This window comes from Roseomonas aerilata DSM 19363 (assembly GCF_000711725.1).
In the GTDB taxonomy this organism is placed as follows: Bacteria; Pseudomonadota; Alphaproteobacteria; order Acetobacterales; family Acetobacteraceae; genus Roseomonas; species Roseomonas aerilata.
On record NZ_JONP01000006.1, the window covers coordinates 139,712 to 158,286 of the forward strand.

The 18,575-nt window shown below is 72.7% G+C and carries 17 protein-coding genes; 11 read left to right on the forward strand and 6 right to left on the reverse strand.

Going from position 1 to position 18,575, the window contains the following annotated elements:
• Nucleotides 1-80 precede the first annotated feature (80 nt).
• The 3 genes from BO39_RS09000 to BO39_RS09015 all read right to left on the reverse strand — a co-directional run bounded on the left by BO39_RS09000 (nucleotide 81) and on the right by BO39_RS09015 (nucleotide 4,308).
• A complete protein-coding gene (locus BO39_RS09000; protein WP_052401842.1) occupies nucleotides 81-1,538 on the reverse strand; it encodes a replication initiation protein in 1,458 nt (485 codons plus the stop codon).
• 237 nt (nucleotides 1,539-1,775) lie between these two features.
• Nucleotides 1,776-2,144, reverse strand: coding sequence for an HU family DNA-binding protein (locus BO39_RS09010; RefSeq protein ID WP_043832192.1), 369 nt, complete (start codon nucleotides 2,142-2,144; stop codon nucleotides 1,776-1,778).
• Between the two features lie 127 nt (nucleotides 2,145-2,271).
• Entirely contained in the window at nucleotides 2,272-4,308 is a 2,037-nt protein-coding gene (locus BO39_RS09015) for an NAD(+) synthase (protein ID WP_043832194.1), read from the reverse strand.
• Between the two features lie 189 nt (nucleotides 4,309-4,497).
• Here BO39_RS09015 and BO39_RS09020 point away from each other — a divergent pair, with 189 nt between their 5' ends.
• The 4 genes from BO39_RS09020 to BO39_RS09030 all read left to right on the forward strand — a co-directional run bounded on the left by BO39_RS09020 (nucleotide 4,498) and on the right by BO39_RS09030 (nucleotide 7,763).
• Entirely contained in the window at nucleotides 4,498-6,030 is a 1,533-nt protein-coding gene (locus tag BO39_RS09020; protein WP_052401843.1) for an MDR family MFS transporter, read from the forward strand.
• A 62-nt stretch (nucleotides 6,031-6,092) separates the two neighbouring features.
• Nucleotides 6,093-6,251 (forward strand): hypothetical protein, encoded by a 159-nt coding sequence (locus tag BO39_RS32500; protein ID WP_156963600.1) that lies wholly within the window; start codon nucleotides 6,093-6,095, stop codon nucleotides 6,249-6,251.
• 51 nt (nucleotides 6,252-6,302) lie between these two features.
• Nucleotides 6,303-7,421, forward strand: a complete 1,119-nt coding sequence (gene proB / locus BO39_RS09025; protein ID WP_043832197.1) for a glutamate 5-kinase — start codon at nucleotides 6,303-6,305, stop codon at nucleotides 7,419-7,421.
• 12 nt (nucleotides 7,422-7,433) lie between these two features.
• Nucleotides 7,434-7,763, forward strand: a complete 330-nt coding sequence (locus BO39_RS09030; protein WP_043832199.1) for a hypothetical protein — start codon at nucleotides 7,434-7,436, stop codon at nucleotides 7,761-7,763.
• A 7-nt stretch (nucleotides 7,764-7,770) separates the two neighbouring features.
• Here the strand turns inward: BO39_RS09030 and BO39_RS09035 are convergent, their stop codons facing one another.
• Genes BO39_RS09035 through BO39_RS09045 form a run of 3 tightly spaced genes read right to left on the reverse strand, consistent with a single transcriptional unit; the run spans nucleotide 7,771 to nucleotide 11,923 of the window.
• Nucleotides 7,771-8,862, reverse strand: a complete 1,092-nt coding sequence (locus tag BO39_RS09035; protein WP_052401844.1) for an ABC transporter ATP-binding protein — start codon at nucleotides 8,860-8,862, stop codon at nucleotides 7,771-7,773.
• Nucleotides 8,859-10,586: an ABC transporter permease gene (locus tag BO39_RS09040; protein ID WP_043832201.1), complete on the reverse strand. Its 1,728-nt coding sequence runs from the start codon at nucleotides 10,584-10,586 to the stop codon at nucleotides 8,859-8,861. The genes BO39_RS09035 and BO39_RS09040 overlap by 4 nt, the downstream gene beginning before the upstream one ends.
• On the reverse strand, nucleotides 10,583-11,923 hold the full coding sequence (locus tag BO39_RS09045) for an ABC transporter substrate-binding protein (RefSeq protein ID WP_156963601.1): 1,341 nt from the start codon (nucleotides 11,921-11,923) through the stop codon (nucleotides 10,583-10,585). Before BO39_RS09045 ends, BO39_RS09040 begins: the two co-directional genes overlap by 4 nt.
• Before the next feature lie 133 nt (nucleotides 11,924-12,056).
• Between BO39_RS09045 and BO39_RS09050 the strand changes: the two genes are divergently transcribed.
• From BO39_RS09050 to BO39_RS09090, 7 genes are all read left to right on the forward strand, one after another.
• Nucleotides 12,057-13,343 (forward strand): glutamate-5-semialdehyde dehydrogenase, encoded by a 1,287-nt coding sequence (locus BO39_RS09050; RefSeq protein ID WP_043832203.1) that lies wholly within the window; start codon nucleotides 12,057-12,059, stop codon nucleotides 13,341-13,343.
• 28 nt (nucleotides 13,344-13,371) lie between these two features.
• Nucleotides 13,372-14,253: a 2-keto-4-pentenoate hydratase gene (locus tag BO39_RS09055; RefSeq protein ID WP_043832205.1), complete on the forward strand. Its 882-nt coding sequence runs from the start codon at nucleotides 13,372-13,374 to the stop codon at nucleotides 14,251-14,253.
• A gap of 33 nt (nucleotides 14,254-14,286) precedes the next feature.
• A complete protein-coding gene (locus tag BO39_RS09060; RefSeq protein ID WP_342666317.1) occupies nucleotides 14,287-15,042 on the forward strand; it encodes a nicotinate-nucleotide adenylyltransferase in 756 nt (251 codons plus the stop codon).
• A gap of 82 nt (nucleotides 15,043-15,124) precedes the next feature.
• Entirely contained in the window at nucleotides 15,125-16,465 is a 1,341-nt protein-coding gene (rsfS, locus tag BO39_RS33925) for a ribosome silencing factor (protein WP_052401845.1), read from the forward strand.
• A gap of 6 nt (nucleotides 16,466-16,471) precedes the next feature.
• Nucleotides 16,472-16,939 carry a 23S rRNA (pseudouridine(1915)-N(3))-methyltransferase RlmH gene (locus BO39_RS09075; protein WP_043832207.1) on the forward strand — a complete coding sequence of 156 codons (468 nt, stop codon included), beginning with the start codon at nucleotides 16,472-16,474 and terminating at the stop codon, nucleotides 16,937-16,939.
• Nucleotides 16,940-16,979: 40 nt separating this feature from the next.
• Complete coding sequence (locus BO39_RS09080; protein ID WP_052401846.1) at nucleotides 16,980-17,654, forward strand: NnrU family protein; 675 nt, start codon at nucleotides 16,980-16,982, stop codon at nucleotides 17,652-17,654.
• A 67-nt stretch (nucleotides 17,655-17,721) separates the two neighbouring features.
• A complete protein-coding gene (locus BO39_RS09090; RefSeq protein WP_043832208.1) occupies nucleotides 17,722-18,495 on the forward strand; it encodes a class I SAM-dependent methyltransferase in 774 nt (257 codons plus the stop codon).
• Nucleotides 18,496-18,575 lie beyond the last annotated feature (80 nt).

The following is an 18,575-nucleotide window of genomic DNA, read 5'->3' on the forward strand; positions in this document are numbered from 1 at the left end:
ATTTGCGAGGCCTCGGAAACTTCGCGCCCGCACACGAGGGCGGCACCGCGGCCCCGGCACGTGCGGGGCCGCGATGAGGACTACCGGAAGCTCGGCCCCGGCGCCTTGCGGACGCGACGGTTGACCTCCTCGGCGGAGGCGATCCCCCCCTCCCAGAAGTCGTCGATCAGGTCACGGTTGGCCATCACCCAGGCCGAGACGCGCTCGAAGTCGCTCTGCCCCAGGCCGCCGCTCACCTGCATGATGATCGGCTCCACCATGAGGATCGTCAGGCGGTCCGTGTCGAGGCGCGCGCCGGGCGTCACGCCGACGAGGATGTTCTCGTCCCCGTGGCCGCGGCGCAGCCAGACCACCTGCGGCAGGCCCGTGAGATGCGAGCGCAACCGGATCATGTCGTCGTTGATCTGGTCCACCGCCCCCTGATCGGGCTGGTCGTCGCGGCGCGGCCGGCGCTCGTCCCGAACCCGATCGTCGCGCGGACGGTCGTCACGGTAACGCTCCTCGCGGGGCCTTTCGTCCCGGGGGCGGTCCTCACGGGACCGCTCCTCGCGCGGGCGATCTTCCCGCGGACGCTCCTCGCGCGCTTCGCGCGGACGCTCATCCCTCGGACGATCTTCGCGCGGCCGCTCGTCACGAGGATGCTCTTCTCGCGCGCGCGGCTCGTCGCGCGGGCGATCCTCCTGCGGGCGGGGCGGGGCGGGAACAGGCGGCGGCTCAGGCGCCTCGACCGGCGCGGGCGGCTCGGCAGCCACCGGCTCGGGGGCCGCCGGCCGCGCGCGGCGAACGCTCACGCCGTCGTCGTCCACGGCCAGTTCAATCGACAGGTCCGCCTCGAAGACGAGCCGCAGCGCCGATTCGAAGGCCTCGCGGAAACCTGCGGCATCGACGCCGGGCGCGCCGAAACGCGCCATCAGGTCCGCCCATGGCGCGGTGAAGGTGCCGTCCTCGCCCGTGCGCGCCAGCACCTCCCGCGTCCAGGCATGGGCGTCCATCGCCTCCGCCGAGGCGGAGAGGGCGCGGAGGATGCCGCGGTCAAGCGCCACCGCGTTCTCCCCGAGGCTCGCGAGGAAGCGGGCGTTAAGCTTCACGGAAGCCGGCCAGGTGCCGCCGCGTGGGCGGCTGCGGGCATCGAGGACCGAAAGCTCCGGCCCGTCATCGACGCTGACGACGATCCGCGCGGTGAGCATCCGCTCCGCCTGCTCGGCCAGCGGCGCCGCCGCGCCCTCGCTCAGCCCCATGCGCGCGGCCAGTGCCGCGGCGTCGGCGCCGAGCGCGACCGTCGGGCTTCCCGCGCGCAGCGCGGAGTCGCAGAGGAAGGAGAGCAGCAGGCGCAGGCCCGGCCCGTCCGGCAGCGTCTCGCCGGCCGTGCCCGGAGAGATCCGGAGAGCGGCGTCGCTTCCTTCACGCCGCCACGCCTCCTGTCCGGGCGCAACGGGAAGGCCGAGGCGGCAGAAAGCAGCGTGCTGCCAGAGCACGTTCTCGGGCGCGGACGCGCGATCGGTTTCCGCCGCGACGGGAGGATCGTTACGTGTCGTCATGGGCGGGCGGGATTCAAACTCAAAGTGAGGAAGGATGGCCGCAGGACAGGCGGCGGAGTCGAGCGGCCTGACAAGGGCCAGATAATTGCCGCAGGCCCCCGGGGCAACCCCGACGCGGTCAAATCCGGCGCTCACCCCCTGCAGCGAGGCCCGAAAAGTGGCTCCAGAAACGAAGCGAGCCCCACCGGAGGGTGGGGCTCGTCGAAGCTGGCCGGAACATTTCCGCTGAAACGGGCCTCAGACGGCTTCCTTCAGCTCCTTGGCCGGACGGAAGGCGATCTTCTTGCTCGCCGCGATCTCGATCTGCTGGCCGGTGGCCGGGTTGCGGCCCATCCGGGCCGGGCGGGACTTCACCTCGAGGATGCCGAGGCCGTTGATGCGGATCTTGTCCCCGGCCTTCAGGTGGTCGGCGAGCGACTGCACGAAGTCGTTCACCAGGGTCTCCGCCTGCTTCTTCGGCATCTCATGCGTCTCGGCGAGGCCGGCCGCGAGCTGCTTCAGGCTGACCACCGCCGCCGCCGCCTTCGCGGGGGCCTTGTCTGCCGAAGCCTGGGCCGCAGGAGCCTTAGCCGCCGCAGGCTTCTTGGGTGCCGCTGCCTTCGCCATGTGAAACCGCCTGTCTGTTGCGCTTAGTCGGCGAAGTCACCACGAAGTCCGCAGCCCAACAAGGGCCAAGGCGGCTTTTCACCTCAGGCCGGGCCGAAAATCGGCATCCGTGCCACAGTGTGGGACGTCACGCTTCCGGCACGTTATTCCGAAGCTCCGCCAGCCAGGCCGCCGCGTTCCCGTCCGAGGGTGCCCGCCAGTCCCCACGCGGGGAGAGCGAGCCCCCGGCCGCGACCTTCGGCCCGTTCGGCAGGGCGGAGCGCTTGAACTGGCTGAAGCCGAAGAAGCGGGAGAGGAATACCTCCATCCAGTGGCGGATCTCGGGTAGCGCGAAGGCCCGGCGGCGCTCCTCTGGGAAGTGCGGCAGCCAGAAGCCACGGGCCGCGTCCGACCAGGCGCGCTCGGCCATGAAGGCGATCTTCGACGGCAGGAAACCGTGGCGCAGCACGTAAAAGAGCGTGAAATCCTGCAGCGCGTAGGGCCCGATCTTCGATTCGGTGCTCTGGATCGCCCCGCCCGCATCGGCTGGCACCAGTTCCGGCGAGATCTCGGTGCCGAGGATGTCCACGAGTACGGCGGAGACCTCCACGTCGAAGAGCCCGGTCTCCGCCACCCAGCGGATGAGGTGCTGGATCAGGGTCTTCGGCACGCCGCCATTGACGTTGTAGTGCGACATCTGGTCGCCCACGCCATAGGTGCACCAGCCCAGCGCCAACTCCGACAGGTCGCCCGTGCCGAGCACGATGCCGCCCTCGTTGTTCGCGGCACGGAAGAGGTAGTCGGTGCGAAGCCCCGCCTGGACGTTCTCGAAGGTCACGTCATAGACGGGCTCGCCGCCCGCGAACCGGTGGCCAAGATCGGACAGCATCTGCCGGGCGGCGGGCCGGATATCGAGCTCCCGTACGGTGATCCCAAGCGAGGCCATCAACCGGTGGGCGCTGCTCTTCGTGCCCTCGCTCGTCGCGAAGCCGGGCATGGTGTAGCCGATGATGTCAGTGCGCGGCCGCCCCATGCGGTCCATCGCCCGCGCCGCCACGATCAGCGCCTGCGTCGAGTCGAGCCCGCCCGAGACCCCGATCACGATCTTCGGGTTCCCGATCGCCCCCAGCCGCTGCATGAGGCCCGAGACCTGGATGGCATAGGCCTCGTAGCAGTCCTGCGAGAGGCGGGCGGGATCGGCGGGCACGAAGGGAAAGCGCTCGATCCGGCGCTCGAGGCCGAGATCCTCCATCGGCGGGTCCAGCCGGAAGGTGATGCGCCGGAAGGGCCGGGCGTGCAGGCGACGGTTATCGTCGAAGGTGCCCTGCCGCGCCCGCTCCTGCCGCAGCAGGTCGAGGTCGGCATCCGCGATCGCGACCTGCTGACCCGAGGGGAAACGCTCGCTCTCCACCAGGGTCGCGCCGTTCTCGTAGATCGAGACCTGCCCGTCCCAGGCAAGGTCCGTCGTCGATTCGCCCGCCCCCGCCGCGGCATAGACATAGGCCGCGAGGCAGCGCGCGGATTGCGAGGCGCAGAGCAGCCGCCGCGTGTCCGCCTTGCCGATGGTGATGTTGCTGGCCGAGAGATTGGCCAGCACCGTGGCCCCCGCCAACGCGCCGTCGTTGCTCGGCGGGCTCGGCACCCAGAGGTCCTCGCAAACCTCGGCATGGATCACCAGGCCGCGCAGGTCCTCGGCCTCGAAGAGAAGGTCAGGGCCGAAAGGAGCCTCCAGCATGCCTATCCGGATCGTGCCGCCCTCGGTGCCAGTGCCCGAGGCGAAGTGGCGGCGCTCGTAGAACTCGCGGTAGTTCGGCAGGTGGATCTTCGGCACCACGCCCAGCAGCCGGCCGCGGTGGATCGCCAGCGCGCAGTTGTAGAGCCGCCCCTCGTGCCGCAGCGGCGCGCCCACCAGCAGCACCGGCAGCAGGTCAGCCGATTCCATGACGATCCGCGCGACCGCCGCCTCGACGGCGTCGAGCAGCACGTCCTGCAGCAGCAGGTCGTCGATCGAGTAGCCGGAGAGGCCGAGTTCCGGGAAGACGGCGACCGCCACCCCGCGCGCGTGGAGGTCCCGCGCGGCGGCGAGGACCGCCTCCGCGTTTGCCGCCGGGTTCGCCAGCGAGACCTGGGGGGTGCAGGCCGCGAGGCGCGCGAAGCCGTGACGGTAGAGGGAGTGGAAGCTCATGGTGCGGGGTGAACGATCCTGAAGCCCGGGCGTTGGCCGGAAAGAAGCATCGCCGCCCACCCCGGCGCAGCACAACCCCAACGTAGCAAGGGCCCGACGCAGCGAGAGCCCGACGCAGCAGGAGCCTGGCCGCCCCAGCCCTCCCCGCCGCGCCGTAGGGCGGCGGCGGCTGGACCGGAACCGCACCGAATGCCCGATTCCCTCGCCCTGACCCGTCCCATCCAAGCGACCACCGATCCCGCCCCTCCCCCGGAGCGCCCGGCCTCCCGCCGCGTGGTGATGACGGGCGCGCTGCTCTCGATCCTCCTCGCCTCGCTCGACCAGAACATCGTCAACACCGCCCTCCCCCGCATCGTGTCGGACCTGGGCGGGATGGCGCATCTCTCCTGGGTGGTGACGGCCTTCATGCTGTCCTCCACCGTCACGACGCCGCTCTACGGGAAGCTTTCCGATACCTATGGGCGGCGGAAGATGTTCCTCGTGGCGATCGGGCTCTTCCTCGCGGGCTCGCTGCTCTGCGGCACGGCGGGATCCATGGGGCAGCTCATCCTCTTCCGCGCGCTGCAGGGGCTGGGCGCGGGCGGGCTGATGGTGCTGGCCCAGGCCTCGGTCGGCGATGTCGTCTCCCCACGGGAGCGGCCGCGCTACCAGGGGCTCTTCACCGGCACCTTCGCGCTGGCGAGCGTCGCCGGGCCGCTGCTGGGCGGGATCATCACCTCCACCCTCTCCTGGCGCTGGGTCTTCTACGTGAACCTGCCGCTCGGCGCGATCGCGCTGCTGCTGATCGGGTTCGGCCTCCGCGCTCCGGCGGCGAAGCGCAAGCGCCCGCTGGACATCCTCGGCACGGTCCTGATGGCCGCCGGCACGACGGCACTGCTGCTCTTCCTCGCCTGGGGCGGGGTGGAGTTCCCCTGGGTCTCCGCCGTCTCTGCCGGCGGTGCGGCCCTGGTGATCGCCCTTTTCGCCGCCTTCCTCTGGCGCGAGACGCGGGCGGAGGACCCGCTCGTCCGCCTCGGCCTCTTCCGCAACCCGGTCTTCGCGCGCGGCGTCAGCGTGGGCGGGATGATGGTCTTCGCCATGCTCGGCTCGACGGTCTTCCTGCCCCTCTACTTCCAGCTCGTCCTCGGGATGAGCCCGGCGCGGGCGGGGGCGATGATGCTGCCGCAGGTGATCGGCATGGTGCTCACCTCCATCTTCGGCGGGCGCGCGGCGGCACGGCTCGGGCGCAACAAGGGCTTCCTCATGGCGGGCCTCCTGTTGGAGGCGGTGGCGCTGGCGGGCCTGGCCGCCCTCGCCTGGCTAGCGGCGCCGGCCTGGGCCTTCCTGATCGCCATGGGCGCGCTCGGCCTCGGCATGGGAATGGGCATGCCCAACCTGACCACCGCCGTGCAGAACGCCGTCGCCTACAAGGAACTCGGCGCGGCGACGGGCGCCATGACCTTCATGCGCTCCCTCGGCGGCGCGGTGGGGGTTGCCTGTTCGGGCGCCATCCTCTCGGCCCGGCTGGCGGGGCCGGTGGACGTAGAGGGCCTGACACGCGGGGGCGCCGAGGCGCTTGCCGCCCTCAGCCCTGCGCAGCACGCCATGCTGGCCGAGGCCTACCGCACCGCCCTCACGGGCTGCTTCGCCCTTAGCGGCGTTGTGATGACCGCGGCCTTCCTGCTGGTCATCGGCCTGCCCGAGCAGAAGCTGCGCAGCACCGTCGAGGAAGGGGCGGCCTGACCGGCCGATACCCGCCGCCCGCTCGGGCGTTTCAGGCGGGCATCGGAAGGAAGGGCCACCCCATGGACGGGCGCGAGAAGGACGAGACCCTGGAGGAGCGGACGCGCCGGCTGGAACGCCAGGCGGTCCACCCCGAGGACGAGCTGCGCAAGTCCCCCGAGGAGGCCGAGGAGCGGCTGGACGTTCCGGAAGAGGCCCCCTCCCCGCCCGCCCGGCGCTGACCCGCGGGCGGCGGTGTCGCCGCCCCGCCCCACCCGTGGTAGGGCGGCCCCATGCTGCCGCCCGACCTCGCCACCGCCCGCCGCATCGTCGTCAAGATCGGCTCCGCCCTCGTCGTGGACCCGGCGACCGCGGCCCCGCGCGCGGACTGGCTCGCCTCCGTCGCCGAGGACGCCGCGCGGCTGCGCGCCGGGGGTGCGGAGGTGGTGCTCGTCTCCTCCGGCGCCGTTGCCCTCGCCCGCCACACCCTCGGCCTCACCCGCCGCTCCCTCCGCCTGGAGGAGAAGCAGGCGGCGGCGGCCGTCGGCCAGATCCGCCTTGCCGGCGCCTGGCAGGGGGCGCTGGCCGGCCACGGCATGACCGCTGCCCAGGTGCTGCTCACGCTGGAGGACAGCGAGGACCGCCGCCGCTACCTCAACGCGCGCGAGACGCTGCGCACGCTGCTCGGCCTCGGCTGCGTGCCCGTCATCAACGAGAACGACACGGTGGCGACGGCCGAGATCCGCTTTGGCGACAACGATCGCCTCGCCGCCCGGGTCGCCGAGATGATCGAGGCAGACGCGCTCGTGCTGCTCTCCGACATCGACGGCCTCTACACCGCCGACCCCCGCCGCGACCCCGAGGCGCGCCACCTGCCGGTGGTGGAGCGGATCACGGAGGAGATCATGGCCATGGGGGGCGAGCCGCCGCCCGGCTACTCCTCCGGTGGGATGCGCACGAAGCTCATCGCGGCGCGGATCGCCACCGGCGCAGGCTGCGCCATGGCGATCGCGCTGGGCTCGGCGCCCAACCCTCTCTCCTCTATGCTGGCGGGCGCGCCCTGCACCTGGTTCCTGCCGGCACCCGAGGGCCGCTCGGCGCGGAAGAGCTGGATCGCGGGCTCGCTCGCCCCGCTCGGCCGGCTGGTGGTGGACGACGGCGCCGCGCGGGCGCTGGCGGACGGCCGTTCCCTCCTCCCGGCGGGCGTGCGCGAAGTGGAGGGCCGTTTCGACCGCGGTGATCCCGTTTCCGTGCGGGACACCGATGGGCGCGAGCTCGCCCGCGGCCTTTCGGCGTATGACTCCGAAAGCGCTCGCCGCATCGCCGGCCGCCGGAGCGCCGAGATCGAGGCGATCCTCGGCTGGCGCGGGCGCGACGTGATCGTGCACCGCGACGACATGGTTCTTATCTAAGGAGCACGCCGGATGGACAAGGACGAGCTGACCGCCTGGGCCCTGAAGAACGGCTGGCAGGTCATGGCCGGCGCCCCGAGCCTCACCAAGCCCTCCAACCCGAAGGAGGCCATCGTCCGGATGGCCTTCAAGGCAACGGTGGTGAACCTCGAGGTGAAGAAGCCCGCCGGGAAGTGGGAGAAGGTCTCGGGCGAGGCCTATGGCAAGATCCAGCCTGACCCCGACACGGGCGTGCCCCAGGGCCTCGGCTTCGAGAAGATCCCGAGCTTCTCCATGCTGATGCAGGAGAACAAGGACGCCCAGGTCTTCGCCAGCATGGGCGGGATGGGCAAGCGGCGCTGAGGCGCGCTCAGCCCGCCAGCAGCTTCACCCGCGCGGCGTCCAGCGCCAGCGCCGCGCGGCCGCCGACCGCCAGATGCCCCTCGCCCCCCGTATGCGGGGCGTCCACCAGCACCTCCGCCCCCGCCACGCGCACGCCGTAGCGGATGGAGGCGCCGAGGAACTCCCGGTGCGTCACCTCCCCCTCCAGCAAGCGGCGGCCGGGCGCCTCCGCACCCAGGGGAAGCAGCGCCACGTCCTGCGGACGGAACATCAGCCGGGCGCCGGGCGGCACGTCCAGGCCGGTCGGCAGGGGAATGCGCGTGCCGCCGTCGATCTCGAAGGCGCTCGTCGCACCGTCGCGCAGAACCTTGCCCGGCATGATGTTGGCGGTGCCGAGAAAGCCCGCGACGAAGAGGTTGGCGGGATGGTCGTAGAGCTCCATCGGCGTGCCGACCTGCTGCACCACGCCGTCGTTCATCACGGCGATCCGGTCGCAGACGGTATTCGCCTCCTCCTGGTCGTGGGTGACGAAGATGGTGGTCAGGCGCAGGCGCTGCTGCATCTCGCGCAGCTCCCGCCGCACCTGCACGCGCAGGCGGGCGTCGAGGTTCGACAGGGGCTCGTCCAGCAGCAGCACCTTCGGCCGCACCGCGACCGTGCGGGCCAGCGCCACCCGCTGTTGCTGCCCGCCCGAGAGCTGCGAGGGGCGGCGATCCCCCATGCCCTCCAGCCCGACCCGCGCCAGCGCCGCCTCCACGCGCCCCGCGATCTCCGCCCGCGCCACGCGCCGTTCCTCCAACCCGAAGGCGACGTTGCGGCGCACGGTCATGTGCGGCCAGAGGGCGTAAGACTGGAACACCATCCCCACGTCGCGCTTCCAGGGCGGCAGGTTCGAGATGTCGGCGCCCCCCACCAGCACCCGCCCGCGCTGCGCCTGGTTGAACCCCGCAATCAGCCGGAGCAGCGTCGTCTTGCCGCAGCCGGAAGGGCCGAGGAAGGCGAAGAACTCGCCCGGCCGTATCTCGAGGTTAACGTCGCGCAGCACGCGGGTGGCGCCGTAGGAAAGGTCCACCCCCTCCACCCGGATGCCCGCGGGCTCGCGCGCCAGGATGTCGCTCATGCGCTTTCCTTCCCGCCGCGTGCGGTCACCAGGTGCGAGACGAGAGTGGACAGGCCGACGATGACCACCGCGATGATCCCCAGCGCCGCCCCTGCCCCGCGCCCGGCCGGCGACTGCATGAAGACGTAAAGCCCATAGGCCAGCGGCGCATCGGCATTGGATTGCACGAGCATCAGCGTCGCCGAGAGCTCCACCGCCGCCGTCGCGAAGGAGGTGACGAAGCCGGCCGCGATCCCGCCGGCCATTAGCGGCAGCACGATCCGGCGCACCACCCGCAGCCGCCGCGCGCCGAGGTTCTCGGCCGCTTCCTCCAGGCTCGATGAAATCTGCTGGAGCGCCGCCGTGCAGGCCCGAAGCGCATAGGGCAGCCGCCGCACGGCCAGCGCCAGCACGATGATCCCCCAGAAGGCCGCGAGCGAGGTGCCATCCGGCAGGGTCACGCCGAAATAGGTGCGGAGGTACCCGATGCCCAGCACCAGCCCCGGCACCGCCAGCGCCGACATGGCCAGGTAGTCCAGCCAGCGCGCGCCCACCATGCGCGTCCGCAGCACGAGATAGGCGATGGCCGTGCCGATCACCACGTCGATCAGCCCGGCAAGCCCGGCATAGACGAGCGTGTTGGTGATGTACTGTGAGCTTTCGGCAAAAACCCGCGTGTAGTGCGCCAGCGTGTAGCCATCCGGCAGCGGCGCGAAGGACCAGATCGTGGCGATGGAGAGCAGAAACAGCCCGAGATGAGGCGCCAGCACGAGCGCGAGGATGGTGAGGATCAGCGCATAGGCCGCCAACGCCTGCCCTCGCGGCAGCCGCCGCCGCGCGAGCCCTCCCCCGCCCCGCTGTACCGTCGCGTAGTCCCGCCCGCGCAGCGCCAGCGACGATACCCAGAGCGACAGCACGGAGAACAGGATCAGCACGACTGAGATGACGTAGCCGATCGGGTCCTCCAGCCCCACGGAGGTGATCCGCAGATAGGCCTGGGGCGCCAACATCTCGCGCACGTTCAGCAGCAGCGGCGTCGCCAGGTCGTCGAAGACCTTGATGAAGACGAGGCTGGCGCCGGCGACGTAGCCTGGCATGGCCAGCGGTAGCACGATGCGTCGGAACAGGCGGAACCCGTGGCTGCCGAGGTTCTGCGCCGCCTCCTCCATCGATCGATCGATGTTCCGCAGGCTGGTGGAGAGGTTGAGCAGGATGAAGGGAAAGTAGTGGATGGACTGGACGAAGATCACCCCGTTCAGCCCCTCCATGAAGGGGATGTTGATGTCGAAGTAATCGCCCAACAGCAGGTTCAAGCTGCCACTGCGGCCGAACAGCAGCCCCATCGCCACCGCCCCCGCGAAAGGCGGCATGATCAGCGGCAGCACGCCCAGGGTTTGCACGAGCACGGCGCCGCGAAATTCGAACCGCGTAGTGAAATAGGCCAGCGGCAGCGCGATCAGGCTCGCCACCACCACGGACATGAGGGAGACGTAGAGGGAGTTCCAGAAGCTCCGCATGAAGAGGTCGTTGGACAGAAAGTCCCCGACATGGGCGAGCGTGAAACCGCCCGTCGCCCGGTCCTGAAAGGCGACGGTGATCACCGTCAGCACCGGCACCACCAGGAAGGCGATGAGGAACACCGCGACCAGCCCGAAGGCCACCGCCTCCCCCGGCCGCGCCGCCCATCGGCGCAGGCGGGCGGCGGGCGGGGTGGCGGCGGTCGCCTCGGTGGCGGCGAGGCTCACCCGGCAGCCTTCGCAGCGTCCGCAGCCTTGGCGGCGGCGGCGGTGTACTTGTCCCGCGCGAAGCCGGCCCAGCGCTGCTCCAGCTCGGCCTGGCGCGGTCCCGGCCCGCCACGGCCGGAGAAGGAGCCGGCCACTGCGTCCGATGCCGCCTCATCGGCCGTCACGGGCATGGCGGCGATGAGCGCTCGCGCCTCTTCCAGTAGGGCGCGGGCCTGCGGGTTGTCCCGCCGCGCCAGCCGCGTCTCGACATCGCCGATCGCCTTGGTCGCGCGCTTCAACCCCTCAAGATTGGTGCCGACGAGCTGGTCGTAGAGCGCATCCACCACCGCGTAGCGCCGCTCCGACACGCCGAGGTCGAAGCGGAAGTTCGGCAGGCCGATGGTGCCGTTGAACGGATTGGGATAGCCGGGAGGCGCCTTCGCATAGACCGCCGGGTTCACCGGAAGCCGCCGGATCGTCGGTTCCAGCAGGATCTCCTGCCCCTGCACCGAGAGCAGGAAGTCGATGAAGGCCCGCGCGCCCGCCGTGTTCGGCGCGTTCTTCACCACCGCGATGTTGGCCGGCACCACCGTGGTCACGGAGGGGTAGGCGAACTTCACCGGAAAGCCCGCGCCCTGGGCGGAGAAGGCGAAAAAGTCGATCACGATGCCGATGCCGACCTGCCCGGAATTCACCGCGTCCGGCACACCGAAGGAGCGCTCCGTGATCTGGCGGAGGTTGCCCGAGAAGCCCTTGATCGTCGCCCAACCCTTCTCCCAGCCCTCGCCCTGCAGGATCGTCTCGACCGTCAGGTGCGTGGTGCCGGAGCGGGACGGCGCGGTGATGATGATGTGATCGTGATAGGCGGGCTTCGCGAGGTCCGCCCATTCCTTGGGCTCCGGCAGGCGGTTCGCGCGCATGTAGCGCTCGTTCCACATGATGCCGTAGCCGGAGGCCGCGAAGCCCGTGACGAAACCCTCGGGGTCGTTGATCGCGTAGGGACCGATGGTATCGGGGATGCCCTGCGTCTGCGGCCTGTAGGCCTCCAGCAGCCCCGCCTTCTTCAGCACCTCGAAGGCGTCGGGGGCGGAGGCCCAAAAGAGATCCACCGCGTTGTTGCTGCGCGTCTCCTGCACGAAGCGCACGCCGGCGGTGGTGTTGCGGCTCTGCACCTCCAGCGTGGTGCCGGGATGGGCGGCCTCGAAGGCGCGCTTGAAGGGGGCCGTGACATCGTTGGAGAAAGAGGTGACCACCGTCACCTTGCCGGACACACCCTGGGCGCGCGCGGCGCCGGAAAGGGACGCGGCGGCCGCGGCGGCCAGGGCACGGCGGCCCAGCACCGGTTGGGTGAAGCGCATGGTTCCCTCCGTTGCATTCTCTGATGCATCCTGGTTCTCGGGCAGGCCGGCAGCGCTGGCAAGCCTGGGTGGCGGGGCAGCCCCCGGCGCGCCGCGCTTCCACCGGGCACCCGGCGGCGCTACCGATACGGTCATGAACGCGATCACCGATCCCGCGGCGGATTCCGCCGCCATCGCCCGCGCCGCGCTGGAAGGGGCCGCCCAGGCCGCCCGCGCCGCCGCAACCGTGCTCTCGCGTGCCCCGCGACCGGTGAAGGACCTCGCGCTCACCACCGCCGCTGCCAGCCTCCGCGCCCGGAGCGCCGAGATCCTGGCCGCCAATGCCGCCGACCTCGCCGCCGCGCCCGAGCTAACGGACGCCTTCCGCGACCGCCTCACCCTCACCCCCGCCCGCATCGAGGCGATGGCCGTGGGGCTGGAGGAGGTGGCGGCCCTGCCGGACCCCGTGGGCCGCGTGCTGGCGGAATGGACCCGCCCCAACGGCCTCGTCTTCCGCCGCGTGGCGCAGCCCATCGGCGTGATCGGCATGATCTACGAGAGCCGGCCGAATGTGGGCGCCGATGCCGCCGCCCTCTGCCTCAAGGCCGGCAGCCCCGTCATTCTCCGCGGCGGGCGGGAGAGCCTGAACAGCGCCGCCGCCATCCACGCCTGCATCCTCGACGGGCTGCGCGCCGCGGGGCTGCCCGAGGCCTGCGTCGCCACCGCCCCGAACACGGACCGCGCCTTCGTCGGCGCCATGCTGCGCGCCGCGGGGCTGATCGACCTCATCATCCCCCGCGGCGGCAAGGGCCTGGTGACCCGCGTGCTGGAGGAGGCGCGCGTGCCTGTCCTCGCCCATGCCGAGGGTCTCTGCCACACCTATGTCCACGAGGGCGCCGACCACGGCATGGCCCGCAGCGTCCTCGCCAACGCCAAGATGCGCCGCACCGGCGTCTGCGGCTCGACCGAGACGCTGCTGATCGACCGCGCCATCGCCCCCGACCTCCTGCCGCTGCTGGTGGGCGATCTTCGCGCCCTCGGCTGCGACTTCCGCGCGGACGAGGCGGCGCGCGCCATCCTGCCCGCGCTGCCCGCGGCGTCCGAGGCCGACTTCTCCACCGAGTGGCTCGCCCCGGTCCTCAACGTCGCGGTGGTGGACGGTGTCGAGTCGGCGCTCGACCACATCCGGCGGCACGGCAGCGAGCACACCGAGGCGATCATCACCGAGGACGCGGGGGCCGCTCAGGCCTTCCTCGACGGGCTCGGCTCGGCGGTCGGGCTCTGGAACGCCTCCACCCAGTTCTGCGACGGCGGCGAGTTCGGCTTCGGCGCCGAGATCGGCATCGCCACCGGCCGCCTGCACGCCCGCGGCCCCGTCGGCTTGGAGCAGCTCTGCACCTGGCGCTACCATGTGATCGGGACCGGCCAGGTTCGCCCCTGACCGCCCGCCACGGGAAGGAAAGAGAACCATGCGCCGCCCTGCCCTGCTCGCCGCAACGGCCCTCCTCGCCGCGCCCCTGACCGCGGCGGGTGCCCTCGCGGCCTGCCCGAGCGACGCGGATGTCGCGCGCATGGCCGGCGACATCCTCGCCAGCCGTCCCGCCCAGGGCTACGGCCCGAACCTCTCGATGGAGGACGCCACCTGCGCGCGGGAGAAGCTCGTGCCGATCCTCGCGCGGGAACTCGGCGCGCCCGTCGGCTACAAGGTCGGGCTGACCAACGCCGCCGCCCAGCAGCGCTTCGGCCTGCCGCACCCCATCCGCGGCACCATCTATCAAGCAACCATTCGCGCCCACGGCACGGCCGCGAGCCCGGCCGAGGTGCGGCACGACTTCGGTGCCCTCCCGAATGTCGAGGCCGACCTCCTCGTCCGCGTGCGGGACGAAGGGATCAACGAGGCCGGCGCGGACCGGGTGCAGATCCTGCGCCACCTCGACCAGGTGATCCCCTTCATCGAGATGCCGGACCTCGTCTTCGCCCAGGGGCAGATGACCGGCACGAATCTCGTGGCCGCGAATGTCGGCGCCCGCCTCGGCGTGCTCGGCGATCCCATCCCGGCGGAGGCCACGCCGGACTTCGCGGCGCGGCTGGCGAGCATGACGGTGATTCTGGCAACCGATCAGAAGGAGCTCTCCCGCGCCCCCGGCAGCGCGCTGCTCGGCCACCCGCTGGACGTCATCCCCTGGCTGGTGGAGGACCTGAAGCGCGACGGCCGCCGCCTGCGCGCGGGCGAAATCATCTCGCTCGGCGGCTTCTCCGCCGCCACCCCGACCGAGGCGGGGCGCACCTTCACCGTCACCTACCAGGGGCTCGTCGCGCAGCCCGTCACCGTCGCGGTGCGCACGCCCTGAGCCTTTCGCCCTCCGGCGGCGCGGTCTGAAGCCTTGCCGCCGCCCGTCCTCCCCTTCGACCGCGCCCTGGCGCCGCGCCCGTCCACCCTCTCCCACCGCAAACCAGGGCGATGGGGCGACAGGCGGCGCGTGCGCATCGGCCTGCTCGGCGGCTCCTTCAACCCCGCCCATCCCGGCCACCGCCACGTCGCGGAGATGGCCCGCCACGTCCTGCGGCTGGACGAGGTCTGGCTGCTCGTCTCCCCCGGCAACCCGCTGAAGTCCGGCGACGGCATGGCCCCTTTCGCGGAACGCTTCGACTCGGCCCGCCGCATCGCCGACGGCCGCCACGTGATCGCGGCCGATATCGAAGCGCGGCTGGGCCTGCGCCAGACCGAACGCACCCTCGCGCGGCTCCGCCGCCTCTTCCCGCGCGCGCGCTTCGTCTGGATCATGGGGGCGGACAACCTCGTGCAGCTGCCGCGCTGGCGCCGCTGGCGGCGGCTGGCGAAGCGCACGCCCATGGCCGTGCTGCCGCGGCCGGGCTACACGCGCCGCGCCCTGCACGGGGCGGCGGCGACGGCGCTGCGCCACCATCGCAGGGCTTGCGGCGCGCTGCTGTCGGGCGCATCCCCCTCCACCGGCGGGCAGGCCGGGCGCGCCCACGCCGGCTGGTGCCTCATCCCGGCGCGCGAGCACCCGGCGAGCGCCACCGCCATCCGGGCGCTCCGCGCCATCGCAACCGCGCCCGCCTCGCCCCATTCAATCAACGAACCCTCGGCCCCGGCCCTCCGGCCTGCCGAGGTCTGACAACGCCATCGCGCCCTGGCCACCATCCCCTGGGCGCGTAGAAACCCAACGCGCCCCGCGCGCATCAAGAAAGGAGCCGGACATGGCCCGCCCCCCGAAGGACCCGCCCCGCCCCGCCGCCCGCGGCACCGCCTCGCGTACAGGCACCCGCGCAGCCGGCGCCACGACCACCCGCAAGGCGCCCGCCGCCCGCGGAACCGCCACCAAGGCCCCCGCGCAGGCCAAGCCCACCGCGCGGAAGGCCCCGGCGAAGCCGCCGGCCAAGGCGCCGGCGCGGGCCGCCACCAGGCCGCCCGCGAAGGCACCGGCCAAGGCCCCGGCGCGCACGAGGGCAGCCGAGGCCAAGCCGACCGCGAGCCGCGCGACCGCCCGGCCCGCCGCCAAGGCTGCCGCGCCCAGCCGCGCGAAGGCCGCCCCCGCCCGGACGAAGGCTGCCGCGCCCGCCCGGGCGAAGACCACGCCAGCCCGGACGAAGGCCGCGGCGCCCGCCCGCGCCCCCGCGCGCAGCCCTGCCGCCACCACCACCCGCACCAAGGCCCCGGCCGCCACGACGCGGGCGAAAGCGCCCGCCGCGACCGCGCGGGCCAAGCCGGCGGCCCCCACGCGCGCGGCGAAGCCCGCGCCGAGCCGGACCGCCAAGCCCGCCGCCGAGCGGAAGGCGCCCGCGCGCGCCGCGGCCCCTGCCGCCCGGACCGCGGCCACCACCACCCGCGCCAAGCCCGCCGCGCCCCGTACCGCCCGCGCGGCCGCCCCGGCCGAGCGCGCACCGGCCAGGGCACCGCGCAAGCCCCTCCGCACCACCGAGGACGCCCTCCGCCGCCGCCCCGCGGCCGAGCCGGACCCGCTGGCCGAGCGGATCGCGGAGTTGGAGGCCGAGTCCGCCCCCACCCCGCGCAAGCGGGAGGTGGCCGCCGGCCCGAAGAAGCGGGGCCGCGCCGCCCCGCGCCCTGCGCCGAGCCCGGACCGTATCGACGAGCTGGTGCGCGCCGCCGTCACCAGCCTCGAATCGGACGGCGCGGAGGACGTGGTCGTGCTCGACGTCGCCACCCGCTCCTCCTTCGCCGATCGCATGATCGTCGCGACGGGCCTCGTGGAGCGGCAGATCGAGGCGATGGCCGGCCACATCGAGGACGCGCTCGCGGAGCACGGTATCCGCCGCCTGCGCCGCGAGGCCTCGCCCGACTGGGTGCTGCTCGATGCCGGCGACCTTGTGATCCACCTCTTCAAGCCGGAGGCGCGGGCGAACTACGCGATCGAGCGCATGTGGGGCCCGGACAGCCCCGCGGCCGAGAGCATGATGCCAGACTCGGAATTGGAGTCGGAGCCTGCATCCGAGGACGGCGAGGCCCTGCCGATCGACGAGGTGCTGGACAGCCCCGACGGCGGCACCATCGACCTCTCCTCCGACGAGGAAGGGGACTAGCCCCCGATGGCGCCGCCTCTCCTGCTCGCCGTGGGCCGCGCCCGGGGCGGGCCGGAGGCGGCGCTCTTCGAGCAGCACAACGCCCGCCTGCGCCCATCCCTCCTCCTGCGGGAATTGCCGGAGGCGCGCGGCACCCCCGCCGAGATGCGCCGGCGGGAGGGCGCGGCGATCCTCGCCGCCCTGCCAGAGGGCGCCTTCGTCATCGCCCTCGACCTCGGCGGCGAGATGCCGGACAGCGAGCGGCTGGCCGCCCTCGCCGCCCGCTGGGCCGAGGCCGCCCGCCCCCTCGCCTTCGCCATCGGCGGCGCGGAGGGGCTGGACGAGTCGGTGCTCTCCCGCGCCGACCACCGCCTCTCGCTCGGCCGCCTCACCTGGCCGCACATGCTCGTGCGCGGCCTGCTGGCCGAGGCGCTGTTCCGCGCGCAATGCATCCGCACGAACCACCCCTATCACCGCGCCTGGCGGCCCGGCTGACTCGTTGCAGCACCGCCTCCGGACGGTGCAGGCTTGCGGAATGATCCCTCTGGTCCTCGCGGCCCTCCTCTGGGTCGGCCTCCACGTCGGCATCGCCGGCACCCGCGCCCGCGCGGCGATCGTCGCCCGCCTCGGCGAAGGGCCCTTCCGCGGCGCCTTCTCCATCGCCTCGGCGGTGGCGATCACCCTGCTGGTGCTTGCATGGCGCAACGCGGAGACAACGCCGCTCTGGGTCGCCCCGCGCGCCCTCGGCTGGCTGCTGGTCGTGGCGATGCTCGCGGCCTTCATCCTCTTCGCAGGCAGCCTGATGACGCGCAACGCCACCTCCCTCGGCCAGGGGGCGGCGCTCTCGGCGGAACCGCGGGGGATGCTGCGGATCACCCGCCACCCGATGCTCCTCGCCTTTGCGCTCTGGGGCGCCGTGCACGTGATCGGCAACGGGGACAGCGCCTCGGTCGTCTTCTTCGGCGCCTTCTTCCTGACGGCGGCGCTGGGCATCCCCTCGCTGGACGCCAAGGTGGCGGCGCGGAACCCGGCGGCCTGGAGGGAATTCGCGTCGCGCACCTCGGTCCTGCCCTTCGGCGCCGTCGCAGCGGGGCGGAACCGCGTGGTGTGGCGCGAGCTGCTCTGGCCGGGGCTCGTCGGCGCCCTCGCCTGGGCCGCGCTGCTGCACCTTCACCCCGTGATCTTCGGCGTCTCGCCCATCCCGCGCTGAGACCGGTCTTGCGTCCGATGGAACGTCTTGCCATCCCTGCACCCGCGACGGACAGGAGGCGCCCGGCATGACGCAGCACCCGCAGGAGGCCGCTCCCCTCGGAAGCCCGGGCGCCGCCCCGCACCCCGTGCTCGCCCACCGCTACACGCGGGCGGAGGAGCGGGAGGGCTTCGTCCGCACCCTCTTCGACCAGACGGCCCCGCATTACGACCGGATCGACCGCATTTTCTCCCTCGGCACCGGCCCCGGCTACCGGCGGCGTGCGCTGCGCGAGGCGGGACTCCGGCCGGGGATGCGCGTGCTGGACGTCGCCGTCGGCACCGGCCTCGTCGCGCGGCAGGCCGTCGCGATCACCGGCGACCCCGCCCTCGTCACCGGCCTCGACCCCAGCGAGGGGATGCTGGCCGAGGCGCGGCGTGCCCTGCCGGGCGTCACCCTCATCCAGGGCCGGGCGGAGCGCATCCCGCTGCCCGATGCGAGCGTCGATTTCCTCTCCATGGGCTACGCGCTGCGCCACGTGGCGGATCTCGGCGCCGCTTTTGCCGAGTACCGCCGAGTCCTACGCCCCGGCGGGACCGTGCTGATCCTGGAGATCGGCCGTCCGGAGAGCCGCCTCGCGCGTGCCATCGCGCGCTTCTACATGGGCGCCGCCATCCCCGCGCTCTGTTGGCTCGCAGCCCCCCGCCACCGCTCCGGCGAGTTGATGGCCTATTACTGGGAGACGATCGAGGCCTGCGTGCCGGCCGAGACCATCCTCGGCGCGATGCGCGCGGCCGGCTTCTCCGAGGTCGGCCTCACGACGGAGCTGGAGGTCTTCCGGGCCTATACGGCGCGGGCCTGATCCTCCCGCCTCCGCACCCGCGGGCGTGAAGGCGCGGAGACTGCGGCCGCCCCGTGGACCATCGGCGCCCGGCGCGTTAA